Genomic DNA, 17,754 nt, shown 5'->3' with positions numbered 1-17,754 from the left:
CCGGCGAAGAAAATTTTCTTTCGCTTGCAGGTCCTGCGCGAAGCCGGTGGACGAGTTTTGATCGCGCCACCAGCTAGCTACTTCGAATTGCGTGGAGATGATGCGAGACGCCTCAGGCTCCCTTCCGTGCCTCTCGTTTAGAGCGGCCATCTGCTTCGCTGCCATCTGGAAAAAATGCGGGCCGCAAAGAATTTAGTTACCCACGCAAAGGCAAGCCAAGACTGAAAAAGCTAGTGTCTATTCGTTGGCGATGGCCAGAGGTCTCAACATACTTGGAGGTCATATTCATGAGGATGCCCGAAAACACCAGGCTCAATGTCATCGATGGCTTCGTCGCGGCGAACCAATCCGGCGGAGGTTACTGACATGACCGTTCCAACCCAGCCGCCGCAGTCTCTTGACGTAGAGTTGCCGCTGACGACGCTATTCAATGACTACAGTGTGCAGCTGAAGATAGGTGAGCACACTGTCCCGGTCAGCCTCGATCTCAGCGGCGGACCGAAGGAGATTCAGAGCGACCCCATGCCGGTTGGCTCCTTTGACGGCGTGCCAGTCATGGCCCAGATCAGCTTTCAGTATGACTATAACGTGGATAGTGACGAACTCACCATTCACGGAAACGACGACCAGACGGAGGATCAACTCCGCATCACCATATTCCTGCAGGATGCGCCCAGGCAGCTATCCGAACAGCGCATCGAATTCCGCGCAACGCCGAACAATGTCGGCAGCAATAGTCCCGTCACCAAGGTGTGGGCCGATTACGTCGGGACGCATACGGCGTTCCACGCACGCCTGATGGATACGGCCCGGCGCTGCAATGAAACACTGGTTGACGCAGCCATAAGGGCCGGCATCGGTAGCGTCGTTGAGATCGGCACTGCACCGACCGTCACCCTTGATAATCTCGACGACTTCAAGCGCATGTTCGGCAGGCCGATAGAGGCCGAGGCTTCAGTCGACAGGGCTTCGGAGGTCGCCGAGCTTCAGGACATCCTGCGCTCCACCTATGTTGGAACCGTCACCTGGGCAGGAAATACCGATTTCGCAAATGTCATTGGCAGCACGCTGGACCCGAAAGTCACGGGATATAATTCATGGATCGGCTTGTGGCAGGGTAAATGCAACAATGGAAATGCGCCCACATATTGCACGTCTCGCAACTGGTTCAGCAGTCAGCCTCAGCGTCAATGCAGCGGCGTTTTTGTCGGGGGGCACGTGATCCCCGGGACACAGGCTTCCGAGATGGAGAAGGGTGATCCCGTTTATATCTATCCGATATGTTCGGGCCACAACGGGGTCAATAGTTCATACATGCACGTCCTCTACAACGCTAGGGGCGTCAAATTGAACTACTGGGAAACATGATATTGGTCTGCAACAGAAGCCTCCGCCATTGGCGGAGGCTTTGAGGCGTGCAAGAGAGTTTCATCGCGTGATGCGAGCTTAACAACTCCCGGAAACCAGTCAGACGCCGCGGCCGCCGACCCAGGTGGCCGCGATGTTCGGCCGCGAGGCCGTGTAGATGATCTTCTGCAATATGCCTTCGCCTTCGTCCCGATCCTCGAAAAGCCGCACCGTGCCCTTGGCGTTGGCGGTGTCGATAACGATGGCGTCGAATTGATAGCCGGGTACAAATTGTCCGATCGGCAAGTTGAGCGCCGCGCCGCCGCCGGCTGTTGCGATGTGAAAGGCATCGCGGAAGTCGATCTGCGCCGGCCCGAATGTCGAGCGCGTTTCTGCCGGTACGTTCGGATCGACACCGCTTTGCAGCATCCTCGAGGCGAGGATCGCGCCACGGGCATTCTCCAGCATCGAGGCGCTCGGCCCGCCTGAAATATCCGTGCCGAGGCCGACATGCAGGCCTTTCTCCAGCGCTGCGCGCAGCGGAAAAACCGCATTGGCGAAATAGGCGTTCGAAAGCGGACAATGGGCGACAGCCGCCTCACGCGCCTTGATCACATGCATATCCCGAGCGGTCAGGAAGTTTGCATGGGCGAGCACCGTGCCGCGACGGAGCAGGCCGAAGCGATCGAGGCTCTCCGCATCCGTCATGCCGTGGCGGGTAAGCACATAACCATGCTCCCAATCGCTTTCCGAACAATGGGTCTGGACATGGCAGCCGCATTCCCGGGCAATCGCGCCGAGCCCTTCGAGGGTGGCATCCGTGCAGGAGGGAATGAAGCGCGGCGTGACCACAGGCAGGACGCGGCCTTCGCCATTGTCGGAATGACCGCGGACATAATCGATGAGGGCGCGGGTGCCGTCCAACGCGGACTCGGCCGAGGCATCCCGATAGTAGTCCGGGCATTCCTGCGGATTGTCCATCGCCACCTTGCCGATCAGGGCGCGTTGGCCCTTTTCGAGGCAGATATCGACCAGTGCCCGCGTCGCTTCCTGATGGATGGTGGCGAAATAGAGCGCGGTCGTCGTGCCATTAGCGAGGAGGTCGTCGACCAGCAGACCGTAGACATGGCGCGCGAAGGCCACATCCTGATAGCGCGCTTCCAGCGGAAACGTATGTTTCTGCAGCCAAACTTCCAGCGGCACGTCGAGCGCATCGCCGAGTTGCGGATATTGCGGCGCATGCACATGCAGGTCGACAAACCCGGGCAGAAGATAGGAGCCGGCGGGAAGCGTCACCAATTCGCCCGTTGCTTCGCGGGCATCGCGAATGGTGCGATAATTGGGGTCGCCATGGCGACGGACCGCCTTGATCGCACCGCCAGCATCGATCTCGATCAGCACGTCATCGAGACTGTCAATCTTGCCGCGCACCGGCGAATGAAAGCCCGATGCGCTCAGGGTCTTGCCACGCAAATCCATTGCTATTCTCTGTTTCAGGCAGCCATGATGGTGGTGCCGTAGGTAATGCCTTTTTCCTTCAACCAACGCCGATAGGCAATCGAGGTGGCGTCCGCGCGAGTGGGGATTTCGGCCCGCGGCTCCAGCGGTAGCAGTACCGGGCGCTGGTTTTCAAGGATGATGCGGTCCTGCAGGAAGATGAGCTGCTGGAAATGCACCAGCTCCGTCGTCGTCGAGATATCGTCGATCAGGAACATCACGGGATGGGCGCGGCAACGATCAGGGTCGAGCGGCTGCACGAAGAGGCAGATAACGTCCCAGCGATTGGCGGCGTTCGGACAGGTCTTGTAGAGCAGCGTCGCAAAGGGCGTCATCACACGATAGATGTAATCCGTCATGATGCCTTCGCTGGCCGAAAGTGCTGCCTGCGGCTGGAAGAACTGGCAATTGGTCGCCCAGACCTCGTCGACGTCGCGGCGGATTTCGACATTGTACTGCGCCACTTCGGTATGTGGCTCTGCGCCAAGAATATCGGTGTGGACGAAGGGGAAATGCGCCAGATCAAGGAAATTCTCCACAATCCGGAGCCCGGAAGCGCGCACGGTGACCGTGCCGCAATTGACGACGCGGCGATCCGGCTCATCGGCTTCGGGCAGTTCGAACAGTCCACCGGCCGGCGTGCCGAGCGTCGTCCAGACGAGGCCGAAACGATGGAGTAGCGGCAATGGCTCGCTGCGCCCATCGGCCTTCACGACGATGGTGCCATCCCTTGATCGCTCTACGGTAAGATCGGTGCTGAGAAGACGATTGGCGGAGCTTCCGAACGGAATCTCGTTTTCCGTTTCCAGCGCATACCATTGATCAAGGGCTGCCTTGTCCAAACATTGGCTCATGGATGACTCCTTTGTCTTGTCGGGCGATCCACCTTAGCGGACATCGCGATAATAGGGCAGCCCAATGGCGGCAGGCGCCGCCATGATGCGGCGCATGCGCTGCCATGCCAGCACTGGCACGATGATGAAGGCCATCGTGCCGAGATAGGGCAGCATCGACAGGAAGGCGGGCGCGATCGGCCAGCCGCGCGCCTGGCCGACAAAGCCAATCGCGGTGATGAGGCCGAACAGCAACCCGGACAGCACGGCCGCGATTGGCCGGTAGCCGGCAAAGATCACCAATGCGACTGCGATCCAGCCGCGGCCGGCGACCACACCATCCGACCAGGACGGCACGAAGGCGAGCGTCAAGTAGGCGCCTGCGCCGGCGGCAAGGGCTGAGCCGGCCGTAACATAGGCAAAGCGGATGAGATTGACCGAAATGCCGGCCGCATCCGCCGCCGCCGGGTTTTCGCCGACGGCGCGCAGATTGAGGCCGTGGCGGGTGCGGAACATGACGTAGCTCAGCACGACAGGCAGGATGATATAGATCAGATAGACGAGGATATTCTGCGAGAAGAAGGCCTTGCCGAGGATCGGAAGATCGCTGAGCAGCGGGATTTCGATGCCGGAAAAAGTGGCGCGCGCCGGCATGCCGGAATAGGCGCGGCCGATGCTGGAGGCGATGCCATTGCCCATCAAGGTCAGTGCCAGGCCGCACAACACCTGATTGGCGCGCAGGAGAACGGTGGCTGCTGCAAAGATCGCGCCGAAGAACGCCCCGACCAGCAAGGCTGCGAGGAAACCGAGCGTCGGCGAGGGATAGATCGTGGTTGCGGCAATGCCCGTCAATGCTCCCATCGCCATCAGGCCTTCGACGCCGAGATTGACGACGCCGACCCGTTCAGCCAGCACCTCGCCGAGCGCAGCAAGCGCGAGGACACCGCCGGCGAGAAAGGCAGTGGTCAGGAGGCCGGTGAGAAGATCCATGGTCTTGTCCTTATCAGGCCTTGTCACGGCCGATGTGATAATGAGCGAGCTCATCACCGATCGCTGTCAGGAAGAGGATGAGCCCGGTGATCGCGAGCACGGCCGATGTCGTCAGCCCCTGCGTTTGCAGGATGATGCCGGAATTCAGGATGAAGGCCATCAGGGCAGCCGAGAAGATGACGCCGATGGCGGAGTTGCGTGCCAGCACCGCCACCATGATGCCGAGATAGCCGTAATTGTTGGAAATGCCGCCCTGCAGGCGATGCACCGTGCCGGCGATCTCCAGCATGCCGGCAAGCCCGGCAATGGCGCCGGACAGAAGCATGACGGTGATCAGATGGCGGCGCGCCGGTATGCCGGCATAGCGAGCCGCCGCCGGATTGGAGCCGACGAGACGGACTTCATAGCCCCAGCGCGAGAAGGCGAGCAGACAGGCGACGACGATGGCGGCAAGGATGGCGACGGGAAGACCCCAATGGATCGAGCCCCAAAGCTCCGGTATCTCCGCCGACAATCGCGCCGTCGCCGAATTCGCCGTGCGGTCGCGCCAGGCACTGGTCGAGACGTAGAACACGAGAAGCACGGCGACGAAATTGAGCAGCAGCGTGGTGATCAGCTCATTGACGCCGGCATAGGCGCGCGCCAGCGTCGGGATGAGGATCCAGACGGCGCCGCCGATCAACCCGCCGAAAAACATCAACGGCAGGATCACCACGGGCGGGCCAGGCACGAAAAGGCCGACCACGGCGGCACCGAAGGCACCGGCATAGAATTGTCCCTCGGCACCGATATTCCAGACGCCGATCTGCTGGCCGATGGCGACGGACAGTCCTGTCAAGATGAGCGGAACCAGCAGCACACCGAGATCCTGAAGACCGAAACTGGAGCCGAGGCTTGAGCTGACCACCTCGGAGGCCAATTCGAGTGGACTGGCGCCGGTCGCAGCGAGAACCAGACCGGCAAACACAAGTGCCAGCAGGATAGCCAGGATGCGAGCGGCAAATGCCTTGCTGGGCGAAGCTGATGGCAAGCGATGAAGACGCCAAGATGCACTCATCTCAAGCGACCTCGGGCGCAAGGGCGCGCCCGCCCATCAACAGGCCGATCTGATCGATGTCCGCCCGATCGTTGTCGATTATTCCCATGATCCGGCCTTCGTAGAGCACGGCGATGCGGTCGGAGAGATTGAGGAGTTCTTCCAGCTCCTCCGAGATCAGCACAATGCCCGCGCCGGCGTCGCGCAGCTCGACGATATAACGCAGCATGGTGTTGATGGCCCCGACATCGAGGCCACGGCTGGGATAGGCGGCGATCAGGACCTTGCTGGCGATGCGCATCTCGCGCCGGGCGACGAGGCGCTGCTGGTTGCCGCCGGACAGATTGCGGATCGGCATGTTGAAATCCGGAATGGCCACCTCCGCTGCTGCCGCGATCTCCTTGGCAAGTGCGGCTGCGGCTCCCGGCCGGTAGGCACCCCCCGCCGAAATCGATGGCGTCTTGTATTCGCGCAACACGGCATTGATGGTGATGCTAAGCGCCGGAGCAAGGCCACTATGCAGCCGGTCTTCCGGTATATGGCCTATGCCATTGTCAGCGAAGGCAGCCGCATTGCTGTGCTCGACGGGATGTCCGTCGATAAGGATGCGCCCGCCGCTGATCTGACGCATGCCTGACAACACCTGGCTCAATTCGCGCTGGCCGTTTCCGGCAACACCAGCAATGCCGAGGATTTCGCCGGCATGAACCGCAAGCGAGATATCATGCAGCGCCTCGGTGCCGGTGTCGTTCTTTGCCGACACGCCTTCCAGGCTCAGCACCGGCTTCGCGGAAATCGGCGCGGCGCCGGTGGAACGCTGGCGCATGTCGGCGAGCACGATATCGCGGCCGACCATCAGCTTGGCGAGCATGCGGGCGTTGCAATCGACGGTCTTTTCGGTGGCGATCTTGCGTCCGCCGCGCAGGATGCTGACGCGGTCGGAAATCTCCAAGACTTCATCGAGCTTGTGGCTGATGAAGATGACGGCATTGCCGCGCGAGACGAAGTCGCGCAGTGCCCTGAAAAGCTCGCGGGCCTCCGCCGGTGTCAGTACGGCTGTGGGCTCATCGAGGATGAGGACGCGGGCCTGGCGCGCCAGCACCCGCAGGATCTCGACACGCTGCTGCTCACCCGTCGAAAGATCGCTGATGCGCGCGCCGGGGCGGGTCTGAAGATTGAATTTTTCGGCAAGGGAGGCCGTACGCGCTTCCAGCACCTGTGCGGAGGCACGCCTTGGCGTCTCCGACCAGCCGAGATGGATGTTTTCGGCAACGGTGAAGGCCTGCACCAGTTTGAAATGCTGATGCACCATGCCGATGCCGGCGGCGATCGCCTGAAGCGGTGTGGCAAATTGCTTGGCATAGCCATCGATGATGATCTCGCCGGCATCGGGCTGATAGATGCCCGTGAGGATGTTCATCAAGGTCGATTTGCCGGCGCCGTTTTCGCCGAGCAGGGCGTGGATCTCGCCAGGCAAAACTTCGAGATCTACATTCTCATTGGCAATGACGCCCGGAAAATACTTGGCGATGCCCTTGAGCTGCACCAATGGTGGCGTCCCGGGAGGAGCGGAGAAGGGTGTCGCGGTTTCGGTCATCGAATGCATACCAGACAGTCATGGGACAGGCCTCGGCACAGATCGGCCGAGGCGCGATTCTCAATTGGCGTGCTCAGGCGCTGAGCCCGGTGACGCCTTCGACGGACCAGTCCCAGCTATAGAGATCATTGTCGGTCATCGCCTGGCCGGCGGCGACGCGGACCTTGCCGGTCGAATCCTTGATTTCACCGGCAAAGGGCGACCAGCCGCCAATGATCTTGTCGCGCACAGCATCGGCCGCCGCCGCGACATCGGCCGGGACCTTTTCGCCCCATCTGTCGCGGTCGACACCGGCGCCCATGGCAAAAAGCGCATTGCTCGGTGCCCAAGTGCCGGCCAGGCGCTTGCCGACCTGATCGACATAATACTTGCTGAAGTCGATGAGCACGGACGAGACATAGGAGTTCGGGCCGTAGCGACGGATGTCGGTGTTCCACATGGCCGCCCAGACGCCGCGCTTTTCAGCAACCTGCAGATAGCCGGCTTCATCCATGATGCCGAAGAGGAAATCGCAGCCATTGTCGATCAGCGCCGTGCCGGCCTGCGTTGCCGCCTGCGGGTCGAACCAGGAATTGATGGCGATGGTTTGCAGCGTCGCATTCGGATTGACGGAACGGGCGCCCATCAGAAAGGCGTTGGTCGAGGCAAACACCGAGGCGACCGGGAAGGAGGCGACATAGCCGAGCTTGCCGGATTTCGACAGGTGGCCGGCCGCGACACCGATGACGTAGGTCGGATACCAATGGGCCAGATAGTACCAGCCGAGATTGTCCATATCGACGCGGCCGTCGCACTCAAGGAAGGCGACATCGGGTGCCTGCTTGACGACGGCGTGCAGGAAGTCGCCGTTCGAGGAGGTGTCGAAGATGATGTTGGCGCCTTCGCTGACGAACTGGCGATAGGTGCGTGTCGCGTCGGCGGAATAGGGGATATTCTCGACCTCGAGAACCTTCTTCAGCTTCGGATAGGCAGCCTTCACGGCAAGCAGGCCCTGATGGTGCGCCCAGGTCCAGCCCTCGTCGGAGATCGGACCGACATGCCCGAAGCCGACGACGGCATCCTCTTCCTTGATGGCCGGAAAGGAAGCCGCGGCGTAGGCTCGGCTGGCAAGGCCGGCCGGCAGCATCAGCGACGCCGCACCGGCAGCGCTCATATTTAGAAATCCGCGACGGGACAGCGAACGCAAGTCAATCATGGAACCCCTCTTTTGATTAGGTGCGCCAGCAGCGCCCGAGGGTAAACGACGCAACAATTATGCCAGTTGCCGCGGCTAGATCGGCCGGATGCCTGTTGGTCGATATCGATCCGCGTTGCAAAGCCTCTTGAATTTCAAAAGGCAGCATTGCTAGAATGCCTAAAAGTGAAGCATGGTTATTTTTTATGCAAATTGGACGTTTTTGATGCGCGGGCTGGGCATGAACGGAACGAGCGGCATGATCGAGGCAGCACGTTTTGTCTTTCGCGGGCAGATGGTGTGCGCCAGTTTCGTCGAGTTTGCCCGGCATCGCGCGCGCCGGCTGGACCTGAATATCGAGGTCGGCGCCTGCGACGCGCGATCGGCAACGATTGATGTCAGCGGCCAGAATGACCTCGTCGACGCCTTCGAAATGGCCTGCAGCCTCGGCCCCTATGATTGCGTTATCCTCGATATCGAGCGGAGTAGCTTATGAAACTGGAAGCAGGATGGGTGCCGGTGGCACTTTCGGCGTCGATCGAAGCTGGAGCCTCGGCGGGCGCTGTGGTCGATGGCAACGAGATCGTCGTCTGGCGCGACAATAGCGGCAAGGCGCATGTCTGGGAGGATCGCTGTCCGCATCGTGGCATGCGCATGAGCTTCGGCTTCGTTCGCGGCGATCACATCGCCTGCCTCTATCATGGTTGGCAGTATGATACCGCCGGGCAATGTCGCTATATTCCGGCACATCCGGCCCTTGAGGTACCGCAGACCATCAAGGTGCCGACCTATGTGGCTGAGGAAAAATACGGGATCATCTGGGCGACGGCCGCAGGCGAGGCGTCGCTGCCTGATATCGACGGCATAACCGAGGTGACCCCGGTACGCAGTCTTTACATCGATCGCAGCGTGGGGGATGTCGCTGTCGCGCTGCGCAAGAGCGGCGCTACCGATCTCGGTCTGCTCCAGATGGGCGACGATCGTCTTCTGATGGCGCTGCAAAGCATCTCGCCGAACAAAGCCGCTTTGCATATCGTCATTGCCGGCACGCCTGCCGTCCATGCCGGCGCCAAGCAGAAGCACTATGCAGCCTGGGCCGAGAGGCTTCGTTTTGACCTCGAGCAGAAAGCGGAGGTCGCCTGATGGCCGGCATCACACTCTATAATTACGAGATGGACGAGGGAAGCTATCGCGTCCGTCTGTTGCTTTCGATGCTGAAGCTGAGCCATACGACGATCGCCGTCGATGTGTTTCCCGGGCACGAAGAGATGAAGCCGGCCATGCTGGCGCTTAATCCACTGGGAACGATGCCTGTCCTGAGCGACGGCGACCTTGTGCTGTATGGCACGGAAGCGATCCTTGCCTATCTTGCCAAGGCCCACGATCCCGCGCGCCTCTGGCTACCGGAGGATGCGCCTGCCTTCGGCGCGACGATGATGTGGCTGCATTTTTCGGCCACAGCACTTGCGCCTGCCGTGGCGGCGCGGCTGAAATCCCTGTTCGATACACCTGGCGATGAGGCTGCCCTTTATGCGGGCGCACGCAAGGCTTTCCGCATCATGGACGACCATATGACGCTGCGCCAGTTCGATGGTCGGGAATGGTTCGTCGGCGATGGCCCCACGCTTGCCGATCTGACGCTGTTTCCGTCTTTCGCGCTCAGCCGTGACTATGGTATCGATCACGACGACTATCCGGCGCTGCGCCGTTGGGCGCGGCGCTTCCGGACGATCGAGGGTTTCCGCACCATGCCGGGAATACCCGACTATCACTGATTTCGAATGGGGGATTCGATGACGCTCACACGCTTTTCCGTCAAGCCGCTCTCGACCATGACGCGCACGCTCGCCGATGTTGCCTCGGCGCGTCGCGAGCCGGATCTGGTGATCAAGGGCGCGCGCGTGCTGTCGACCTATTCGGAGCGGATTCTGCCTGACAAGGAAGTCTGGGTTTCGGGCGGCCGTATCGCCGCCGTCAAGCCGGCGGGCAGCTACCGAGGCAGCGGCGCCAAGCTCTATGACGCCAGGGGAGGGATCATAGCGCCCGGCCTCGTCGACCCGCACATCCATATCGAATCCAGCATGGTGACGGCCTGCGCCTATGCCGAGGCCGCTCTCCTCAACGGAACGACGACTATCTTCTGCGACAGCCACGAGATCGGCAATGTCATGGATGTCGCCGGCGTCGAGGCCATGCTCGAGGATGCGCGCCACGCGCCGCTGTCGATCTTCCTGACGGTGCCGAGCACGGTGCCGGCAACCTCGCCGCAGCTCGAGACGGCCGGTGGCGATCTGACGCCGCAGAAAATTGCCGATCTTTTCGACAAATGGCCGGAAGCCTTGGCGCTCGGCGAAAAGATGGATTTCGTGCAGGTGGCGATGGGCGACGAGCGCAGCCACGCGATCCTGGCCGCTGCGCTGGAGCGCGGGCGGCCGGTCTCGGGCCATGTCTACGGCCGTGAATTCGTTGCCGCCTATGCGGCATCTGGCGTCACCGATACGCACGAGGCCATCGACCGCGAGATCGCCGATGACCTACTGGAAGCCGGCATCTGGCTGTTCCTGCGCGGCGGTCCGCCGACGACACCCTGGCATAGCCTGCCGCACGCCATCAAGACGATCACCGAGCTCGGCGCGTCGCACAAGCGTATCGCCGTCTGCACCGACGACCGCGATGCCGAAGACCTTCTGCTCTTCGGGCTCGACTGGGTGACGCGCGAAGCCGTCAAGGCCGGCATGACGCCGGAGCAGGCCTGGGCCATGGGTTCGCTTCACGGTGCGACCCGCTTCGGCATGGAGAACGAGATCGGTGGTCTCGGCGGCGGTCGTCGCGCCGATCTGGTGCTGCTGACTGACGACTTGAAGCCGGTCAGCACCTGGTATGGCGGCGAGCTGGTGGTCGAAGACCGCAAGATTACTTCGGTCCTCGATGCCGCGCTGTCCAGTCCCTATCGCTATCCGGAAGCTGCCTATCATACCGTGAAGCTGCCGAAGGCGTTGAAGCTGACGCCGGAGCTGCCGACCGGAGCGGTGATCGCCCACACCATCAAGACCGAGCTGCCGGGCATCATTCTTGGACATGTCACGGTCGAACTTGAGCCGGCAAATGATTGGCAGACGCATTTCGACCGCCATGGCCTCTGCTTCGTGACCGTCGTCGAGCGTCACGGCAAGTCTTCGGGCAATGTCGCCTATGGCCTTCTGAACAACTTCAATTTGAAGAAGGGCGCTGTTGCCTCCTCCGTCGGCCATGACAGCCACAACATCATCATCGCCGGCACCAACGAGGCAGATATGAAGGTCGCGCTCGATGCGATCGAGGCCGTGCAGGGTGGCGTCTGCGTGGTCATGGACGGCAAGGTGACGGCCATGGTGCCGCTGCCGATCGCCGGGCTGCTCTCCGACAAGCGCGTGCATGAGGTGGCGGAAGAGGTGAAGGCGCTGAAGGTCGAATGGGAAAAGGCCGGCTGCACCATCGCCTATATGGGCTTCAACCTCATCCCGCTCTCCGTCATCCCGGAAATCCGCATCACCGACAAGGGTCTCGTGCTCGTGCCGGAGATGACGATCGCGCCGTTGTTCGAGGAAATTTAGAGAAAACCGTCAGCTCCGCGTGCCGCAATTCATGCCCATAACTGTCTTGGCGCTCCCGGTCGAAAGGCCGGGATTTCGTGCGCGGTTGCGAGGTACCGACCGGCAATGGAGCGCCTGATCCTCGAATTGAAAATACAGGACCAAAGGGTGTATTCCTGTAAAATCAATCCAAGCGGTTGCAATCCATCTTCAAATCAATATTTTCCGCTGGGAGAGTGGCCGCAGGTGCAGGCATCCGAATAGGCGATAGGATTTCCCCATCAGTCCAATGAAATCCCCATTCATTGCTCGGCCAAGGCTCCGTTCGGCTCCATCGTTGTGCGGACGTGCTGCATGAATGTCAGGGTTATCGCCCCACGCGACGTGATCAATGCCGGCCTTATCCGGGACGCGATCGTCACTCGAAGCCGTGCTCGTCGCGACCATCCGGATATCCGGCGCTGGCTTGAGACCCATTTCTTTCGCTGGGTGATCGGCTGCTTTGAGCATGCCTTGCCCGTGACCGATGCCAAGGCGTGGCATATTTGCGTCGGCGCCCAACCCATTCCCAACTGGTTCCAGGCCAAGTTGGCCGCCGGCGTCCAGGGCATGATCTATATCGATGCCGAGCATAATCTGTTGCGCGAGCAGGAAGCGCGGCTGGTGGAATTCCTGCACTCGCGGCTCGACACGCGCTTGGCCGGGCGCTTTCAGCGCATCTCCTTTGCCGCTGCCGACGAAGCCTGGCGAAAGGATCATGAGCGTATGCGCCGCAAGCGCACGCGCGGATGGTGGCCCAGCCACAGGCAGGTCCTGACCGAAATCATCACCACACCCAATGGGCGCTTTGTCGAGCTGCGCGGCTCGGGGGACCTCCTGCGTGCCGAAATGGCCTATGAGTCGTTTCACATGCAGCATTGCCTCGGTCAGTTCGCCAACCACGACCGGCTTGAGGGAGGCTATGGCGAACAATATGCCAGGGGCTGCGAGGAAGGGCGCATGCGCCTGTTCAGCCTGCGCGACGCGAACAATCATCCGCATGTGACGATCAGCCTTGCCGATGATCTCGGTGACTGGAGTGTCGATCAGATCAAAGGCAAGCAGAACTCCGTCCCGGCCGCCCGCTACATGCCGGACGTGCTGCTATTGTTGAACAACCTGCGCCCTCGGCCAAACGACAGTACCGACCTGGTGCTGCTTGGCCTTATCGCCCATGAATTACCCACTGTCCTTGGCCGTACGATGGGGTTCAGTTATCAGTCTTTCGCCGAGCTTACCTCCGCCGATCTTCAGCATGATCTCGTTGCCACCCTCCCGCATTTGCTGGCCCTGCATCCTGATCCGGATGTCCAGCTCCAATGGCTGGCACTGGGTGCGGGCGGCGATGTTTCCGCCACGACGAGAGAGCCGGGTGCCGCGATCATGGCTGCCTTGGCGGTAACGGCTCTTGATAGATCCGCCACGCCGGCCGGAGAGAGGCTCGCAGAGATTTTCGCCAATCACTTTCCGAACTGGCAAGGCACCCTCTCGGCCAAGGATGCACCTTCTTCCGAGCGAGGGGGCGGCGGTTGGCTCAGCCGTCTCCTGGCGCCGGCGAAAACCTCCCCGCCCATCGGAGAGCCTGACACCCACCGCAAATGGGCGCTTGCCATGACCGAGCCGCTGTTTCACCGCCACGCAGTCACCGGCATGACGCGTGGTCTTCGGCTCAGCGCGCCATCAGCCGTGCCGCAGCGCCAACAATCCCTCATTCGAACCGAGCTCGGTTTCGACCAAGGCCGGGATGAGGAGGTCGTGGCCCGGTTTCACCAGCAGTTTTTCCGCGCTCCCGAATTCGAGCGGCTCGGCGCTTCCGCTGGCCGTCAAAAGGGTCTGGCGCGCCAGCTTCTCGCCGCACACGCCATGCGGCAGAGCTATATTCTTCGCCTTCTGGCCGCCTGGGGCCTGATCGATGAGACGCTTGGTTGGGCGCTGCTCTTTCTCAATGCCCAGCGCGTGCGCGATTGTTTCCTCGGCTGGGATGAATTCGGTCTTGCGGCCGCGCGCGGCAGGGCACTGCGGGCTGCGTGGCTGTCGCGTGAACCGCACCACGGTCAGAGCACCCATCCCAGCAAAGCCACGGAGAACGAATGGCAGGATTTCCATACGTCTCCCGAATACATCTGGAAGCGACTGGAATGGTCGTCCTTCGATCTCGTCATGTCGGGGCTCGCCCCGCATCCCTCTTCACAGCAGCGCAATAGGAATCACTGATGACCCAGATAGCGGCCCTGTCGGTCGAGGAAGCAACAGCACGCGACATTCCGGTGAACTTCGCAGTCTTGCTGCCGGCCCATCTGTGGGACGAAACCGAACGGCTCCTGACTCCGCTGCGCGATGCGGCCGTCGATCGCCCGAGCCAGGGCGATTACTACGATGCGCTGCACGATTTCCATGCCTGCGCGGTGCAGGGCGGCCCGGCTATTCTGGACGCCCTGCGCCTATGGCAGCAGGCTCGCCCGCTCAGTCAATTTCCGGCGATTCTCGAGGTGGCCTATTGGTCGGCCTGGTTCGGGGAATATCGCGGCACCGACATGGCCGATGAGGTGACCCCGGCCATGTGGGCCTGCGCCCACAGAGCGCAGGATACCATGTTCCGTGCGCTGATCAGGCTTCTGGTGCGAGACCAGCGGGCCTGGCTCGTGATCCCCGGCATCCTTCATTCGGTCGCGGCCGTCGGGGAGCCGGACTGGTGGGCGAAATGGCTTCTCGGTGGCGAGCGCCCGAGCCGCATGCCTGCCCATGGGACGTCGGATGAAATCGAACAGATGTTTGCCCGTTCGGGTGGCGAGTTGATTGCTGAAATCAGCGCCACAGAGCTGCCGGAGCATCTGCCTGCGGTCCTGACCGGCGAAGCGCTGTCCTGGCGGCGCGAGCAGCGGCGTGATCCGGTGGCGCCCCTGCAGTACTGGCTGCGCGTCGCCTTCGCCATGGATCCTTTCGCGCTCGAGGTGGCCTGCAGCTACGTATCTCTTCGAATGCCTCGTTGGGGCGGCAGCATCGAGGAGATGCTCGCTTTCGCTGACTCGCCCCTGTGCGAGCGTTTCAGCGAGATCGATCGCAATGTGCTGCGCTATTTTGCCTGGTTCGACGAGCTTGAGCTCGATGGCTATATGTTCGAAGACCCGCGCGTGGTGCAAAACCAGCTGCGCATTGGCGAGCGTCTGCTGAAACGCCCGTTGCCGGAGAACCTGCGCGGCCGAGTCCATAAATATGTCGCCTATCTCTTCGCCAAGCTCGACCGCGTCGAGGAGGCTTGCAAGCACTATGCACAGAGCGCGCCGCATAATTTTTTCGAGGACTGGCAGATCACTCGCGCCGTCGAGGTCTGGATGGCAAGCAAGGATAAAGGGCCGTGGCTGGGGCAGGTCGCCGATCGTAATTGCCTTGCCAGCGCGCGAGGCGCCTCCCTCTACGGTTTCCTGTGCTCTCAGGGCTGGGCCGGGGTCGAGAAGCGTCCGGAGGTGGCGGATGGCTGGTACAGGCGGGCAGCCGAAATGACCCCCGATCTCACCGATGTTACGGCCTCGCCATTCAACAGCCTGTCCAAGTTCGCGGAATTCGAAGGCGACGAGGTGCTCGTGCCGATGTGGGCCAAGGCCGCCGAGTATGGCGATGCCTCCTCGCAATTCCTCAGCGGCTTCCATTTTCACGGCAAGGACAGGCAGCGCTCGCTCGGCTTTTATCGCCAGGCGGCGGCCAGCAACCATCCGACGGCGATCTACAATCTCGCCTATACTCAGCTCCTTGCCGTATGCGATGAGGAGATTACCGGTTCGGAGGCGGACGAGGCAGTCAGGGATGCGCTTTTTCATCTCGACAAGGCGCGGGACTTTTTCCCGATCTTGCTTGAAGAGGATCCCAACTCGATCAACCTGGATATCTGGCGGCGCATCAGGGGTGCGCATGCCTGGCTTTTGCGCAGCGAAGCCTTCCCGCTATCCGCACGCCAACACGTCTTGCAGCCGGTGCTCGAATTTGCCGGGAACGGCGACGCCGGCTGCATGGTCGCGCTTGGCTGGTGGTATGCCGACAAGGAACTGAAAAGCTACAATCATCAGGAGGCGGTGCGCTGGATCGAAGCTGCTCGCCTTGCCAATCCAGATCAGGAGTTCCTGGAGGGTCTGTTAGACAAGGTCGAGGGAAGCTCCTTCTGGAGCATATTCAGATATAGCTGGGTTCAGCGGCGGGTGAAGCGCGATGGCCTGCCGGGGCAGGTGGATTAGCACGCGCGGCCCTTGGCGCAATATCCTCAGTGAGTAGCTGCCGGGACGAGATCAAGCCGTCCTGGCTCGCCTCTGCCGCCAAACAATAAGCAGGGCTATGATCGCCAGGCCCACAACAACCGCCACGGCAATGCCGATGCGCGCCAGAAGCAGCAGCGAAGACGCAGGACCACCCGCCCGCACCTCGGCCACATTGGCAGGGGTGACCGGGGTGCCGGGTCGGCCGTAGTGTTCGATCACGAAGTTTGCCAAAGTGGCGACCTGGTTGTCATTGAGCGCATTGATGTCGTTGGCCTTGCCGCCGAAGCCGGGCATGAAGGCCTGGCCATTGGGCGTGGTCCGGCTAACGCCATTCAGAATCGTGGAAATCAGATTGGTGTGATTGGTTCCGCCTGTCGCCGAATTGTGAAACAGGCTCGGATAATAGGTATCCTTGCTCCCCTGGCCGGAAGCCTGATGGCAGGACGCGCAGTTGCCGTAAAACAGCACTGCGCCACTGGCTTGCTCATCCGTATCCGACCGGATCGGGTTTGCCCCGCGTAGGCTTGCAAGCTGGGTGAAGGGTTGGCCATAGCCAAACCGCGACTGGTCGTCGGATTCATCATGCAGCGGCGCGACGGTTTTGATGTAGGTCGCGATCGCCGATATATCGTCCGGCGTGAGGCGAGAAAAACTGTGCTCGACGGCCTCTCCCATGCTGCCTGCCGCCTGCGCCTTGCCGGGCAGCGAGCCGGTTGCCAGATAGCGGGCCAGTTCATCCTTGCTCCAGCTTCCGATGCCGCTGGTGGCATCGGAGGTGATGTTTGGCGCATACCATGGGCCGACCTGGCCGCCGCCAAGATAGTGACTGGACAATTCCTGCATCAGGAAGCCGCGCGGCGTATGGCAAGTGCTGCAATGCGCAGCCCCATCAGCAAGATATTTGCCGCGATTCCACTCGGCTGATTGCGTGGCATCGGCCTCGCTGTTGCCGCTGCCGAGGAACAGCAGGTTCCATGCCATCATTGATAGGCGGATATTCATCGGAAACGGCAGCGCCGTGGGCTTCGGCACGGTATCGACGGGGTCGATGCCGTGCTGCAGGTAGGTATAGAGGTCGTGGATATCCGCGTCCGTCAACACATTGTAGGATGTGTACGGCATCGCCGGATAGAGGTTCGCGCCGTCGGCCCGAACGCCACGGCGCACGGCGCGAGAAAACTGCTCCTCCGTGTATTGCCCAATGCCCGCCGTCTTAGAGGGTGTGATGTTGGTCGAGTAGATCGTGCCTACCGGCGAAGCGATGGCCAGTCCGCCTGCGAACGGCTTGCCACCCGGTGCCGTGTGACAGGCAACGCAATCCGATGCGATGGCGACATAGGCGCCGCGCTTGATCGAGGCTGCCTGCGCATCATCTCCTGCGGCCAAGGCGGCCGAGCTCGCGGACATCAGACAGATTGCAGC

Annotated in this window: 14 protein-coding genes; 7 read left to right on the top strand and 7 right to left on the bottom strand. The window is 61.5% G+C overall.

Going from position 1 to position 17,754, the window contains the following annotated elements; genetic code table 11:
• Nucleotides 1-366: 366 nt before the first annotated feature.
• On the top strand, nt 367-1,368 hold the full coding sequence (locus ACQZ6F_RS31635) for a hypothetical protein (protein ID WP_449095965.1): 1,002 nt from the start codon (nt 367-369) through the stop codon (nt 1,366-1,368).
• Nucleotides 1,369-1,467: 99 nt separating this feature from the next.
• Here ACQZ6F_RS31635 and guaD read toward each other — a convergent pair whose 3' ends face one another.
• From guaD to ACQZ6F_RS31605, 6 genes are all read right to left on the bottom strand, one after another.
• Entirely contained in the window at nt 1,468-2,826 is a 1,359-nt protein-coding gene (gene guaD / locus ACQZ6F_RS31630; RefSeq protein WP_449095964.1) for a guanine deaminase, read from the bottom strand.
• 14 nt (nt 2,827-2,840) lie between these two features.
• Nucleotides 2,841-3,698: an aromatic ring-hydroxylating dioxygenase subunit alpha gene (locus ACQZ6F_RS31625; RefSeq protein ID WP_449095963.1), complete on the bottom strand. Its 858-nt coding sequence runs from the start codon at nt 3,696-3,698 to the stop codon at nt 2,841-2,843.
• 33 nt (nt 3,699-3,731) lie between these two features.
• Nucleotides 3,732-4,667 carry an ABC transporter permease gene (locus ACQZ6F_RS31620; protein WP_449095962.1) on the bottom strand — a complete coding sequence of 312 codons (936 nt, stop codon included), beginning with the start codon at nt 4,665-4,667 and terminating at the stop codon, nt 3,732-3,734.
• A gap of 13 nt (nt 4,668-4,680) precedes the next feature.
• Complete coding sequence (locus tag ACQZ6F_RS31615; protein WP_449095961.1) at nt 4,681-5,724, bottom strand: ABC transporter permease; 1,044 nt, start codon at nt 5,722-5,724, stop codon at nt 4,681-4,683.
• A 1-nt stretch (nt 5,725) separates the two neighbouring features.
• The gene (locus ACQZ6F_RS31610) at nt 5,726-7,300 is read right to left on the bottom strand and encodes an ABC transporter ATP-binding protein (RefSeq protein ID WP_449095960.1); all 1,575 of its coding nucleotides are present in this window, start codon (nt 7,298-7,300) and stop codon (nt 5,726-5,728) included.
• A gap of 73 nt (nt 7,301-7,373) precedes the next feature.
• Nucleotides 7,374-8,495, bottom strand: a complete 1,122-nt coding sequence (locus ACQZ6F_RS31605) for a BMP family ABC transporter substrate-binding protein (RefSeq protein WP_449095959.1) — start codon at nt 8,493-8,495, stop codon at nt 7,374-7,376.
• Between the two features lie 205 nt (nt 8,496-8,700).
• Between ACQZ6F_RS31605 and ACQZ6F_RS31600 the strand changes: the two genes are divergently transcribed.
• The 6 genes from ACQZ6F_RS31600 to ACQZ6F_RS31575 all read left to right on the top strand — a co-directional run bounded on the left by ACQZ6F_RS31600 (nt 8,701) and on the right by ACQZ6F_RS31575 (nt 16,311).
• The gene (locus tag ACQZ6F_RS31600; RefSeq protein WP_449095958.1) at nt 8,701-8,970 is read left to right on the top strand and encodes a hypothetical protein; all 270 of its coding nucleotides are present in this window, start codon (nt 8,701-8,703) and stop codon (nt 8,968-8,970) included.
• Nucleotides 8,967-9,617, top strand: a complete 651-nt coding sequence (locus ACQZ6F_RS31595; protein ID WP_449095957.1) for a Rieske 2Fe-2S domain-containing protein — start codon at nt 8,967-8,969, stop codon at nt 9,615-9,617. The genes ACQZ6F_RS31600 and ACQZ6F_RS31595 overlap by 4 nt, the downstream gene beginning before the upstream one ends.
• Complete coding sequence (locus ACQZ6F_RS31590) at nt 9,617-10,249, top strand: glutathione S-transferase family protein (protein WP_449095956.1); 633 nt, start codon at nt 9,617-9,619, stop codon at nt 10,247-10,249. Before ACQZ6F_RS31595 ends, ACQZ6F_RS31590 begins: the two co-directional genes overlap by 1 nt.
• An 18-nt stretch (nt 10,250-10,267) precedes the next feature.
• Nucleotides 10,268-12,067, top strand: a complete 1,800-nt coding sequence (locus ACQZ6F_RS31585) for an adenine deaminase (RefSeq protein ID WP_449095955.1) — start codon at nt 10,268-10,270, stop codon at nt 12,065-12,067.
• A 333-nt stretch (nt 12,068-12,400) separates the two neighbouring features.
• Nucleotides 12,401-14,299 (top strand): hypothetical protein, encoded by a 1,899-nt coding sequence (locus ACQZ6F_RS31580; RefSeq protein WP_449095954.1) that lies wholly within the window; start codon nt 12,401-12,403, stop codon nt 14,297-14,299.
• A complete protein-coding gene (locus ACQZ6F_RS31575; RefSeq protein WP_449095953.1) occupies nt 14,299-16,311 on the top strand; it encodes a DUF4034 domain-containing protein in 2,013 nt (670 codons plus the stop codon). Before ACQZ6F_RS31580 ends, ACQZ6F_RS31575 begins: the two co-directional genes overlap by 1 nt.
• Before the next feature lie 51 nt (nt 16,312-16,362).
• Here ACQZ6F_RS31575 and ACQZ6F_RS31570 read toward each other — a convergent pair whose 3' ends face one another.
• Nucleotides 16,363-17,739 (bottom strand): c-type cytochrome, encoded by a 1,377-nt coding sequence (locus tag ACQZ6F_RS31570; protein ID WP_449095952.1) that lies wholly within the window; start codon nt 17,737-17,739, stop codon nt 16,363-16,365.
• Nucleotides 17,740-17,754: the final 15 nt, after the last annotated feature.

This window comes from Rhizobium sp. A22-96, assembly GCF_053521805.1.
Note: the sequence above shows the minus strand (reverse complement) of the source record. Positions and strands in the feature narration are given on the sequence as shown.

Bases quoted from the DNA above. Each gene is read 5' to 3' on its own strand.
- ACQZ6F_RS31600 (WP_449095958.1), top strand. From the start codon at position 8,701: ATGCGCGGGCTGGGCATGAACGGAACGAGCGGCATGATCGAGGCAGCA.
- ACQZ6F_RS31625 (WP_449095963.1), bottom strand. From the start codon at position 3,698: ATGAGCCAATGTTTGGACAAGGCAGCCCTTGATCAATGGTATGCGCTG.
- ACQZ6F_RS31585 (WP_449095955.1), top strand. From the start codon at position 10,268: ATGACGCTCACACGCTTTTCCGTCAAGCCGCTCTCGACCATGACGCGC.
- ACQZ6F_RS31635 (WP_449095965.1), top strand. From the start codon at position 367: ATGACCGTTCCAACCCAGCCGCCGCAGTCTCTTGACGTAGAGTTGCCG.
- ACQZ6F_RS31575 (WP_449095953.1), top strand. From the start codon at position 14,299: ATGACCCAGATAGCGGCCCTGTCGGTCGAGGAAGCAACAGCACGCGAC.
- ACQZ6F_RS31605 (WP_449095959.1), bottom strand. From the start codon at position 8,495: ATGATTGACTTGCGTTCGCTGTCCCGTCGCGGATTTCTAAATATGAGC.
- ACQZ6F_RS31615 (WP_449095961.1), bottom strand. From the start codon at position 5,724: ATGAGTGCATCTTGGCGTCTTCATCGCTTGCCATCAGCTTCGCCCAGC.
- ACQZ6F_RS31590 (WP_449095956.1), top strand. From the start codon at position 9,617: ATGGCCGGCATCACACTCTATAATTACGAGATGGACGAGGGAAGCTAT.
- ACQZ6F_RS31620 (WP_449095962.1), bottom strand. From the start codon at position 4,667: ATGGATCTTCTCACCGGCCTCCTGACCACTGCCTTTCTCGCCGGCGGT.
- guaD (WP_449095964.1), bottom strand. From the start codon at position 2,826: ATGGATTTGCGTGGCAAGACCCTGAGCGCATCGGGCTTTCATTCGCCG.
- ACQZ6F_RS31610 (WP_449095960.1), bottom strand. From the start codon at position 7,300: ATGACCGAAACCGCGACACCCTTCTCCGCTCCTCCCGGGACGCCACCA.
- ACQZ6F_RS31595 (WP_449095957.1), top strand. From the start codon at position 8,967: ATGAAACTGGAAGCAGGATGGGTGCCGGTGGCACTTTCGGCGTCGATC.
- ACQZ6F_RS31580 (WP_449095954.1), top strand. From the start codon at position 12,401: ATGAATGTCAGGGTTATCGCCCCACGCGACGTGATCAATGCCGGCCTT.
- ACQZ6F_RS31570 (WP_449095952.1), bottom strand. From the start codon at position 17,739: ATGTCCGCGAGCTCGGCCGCCTTGGCCGCAGGAGATGATGCGCAGGCA.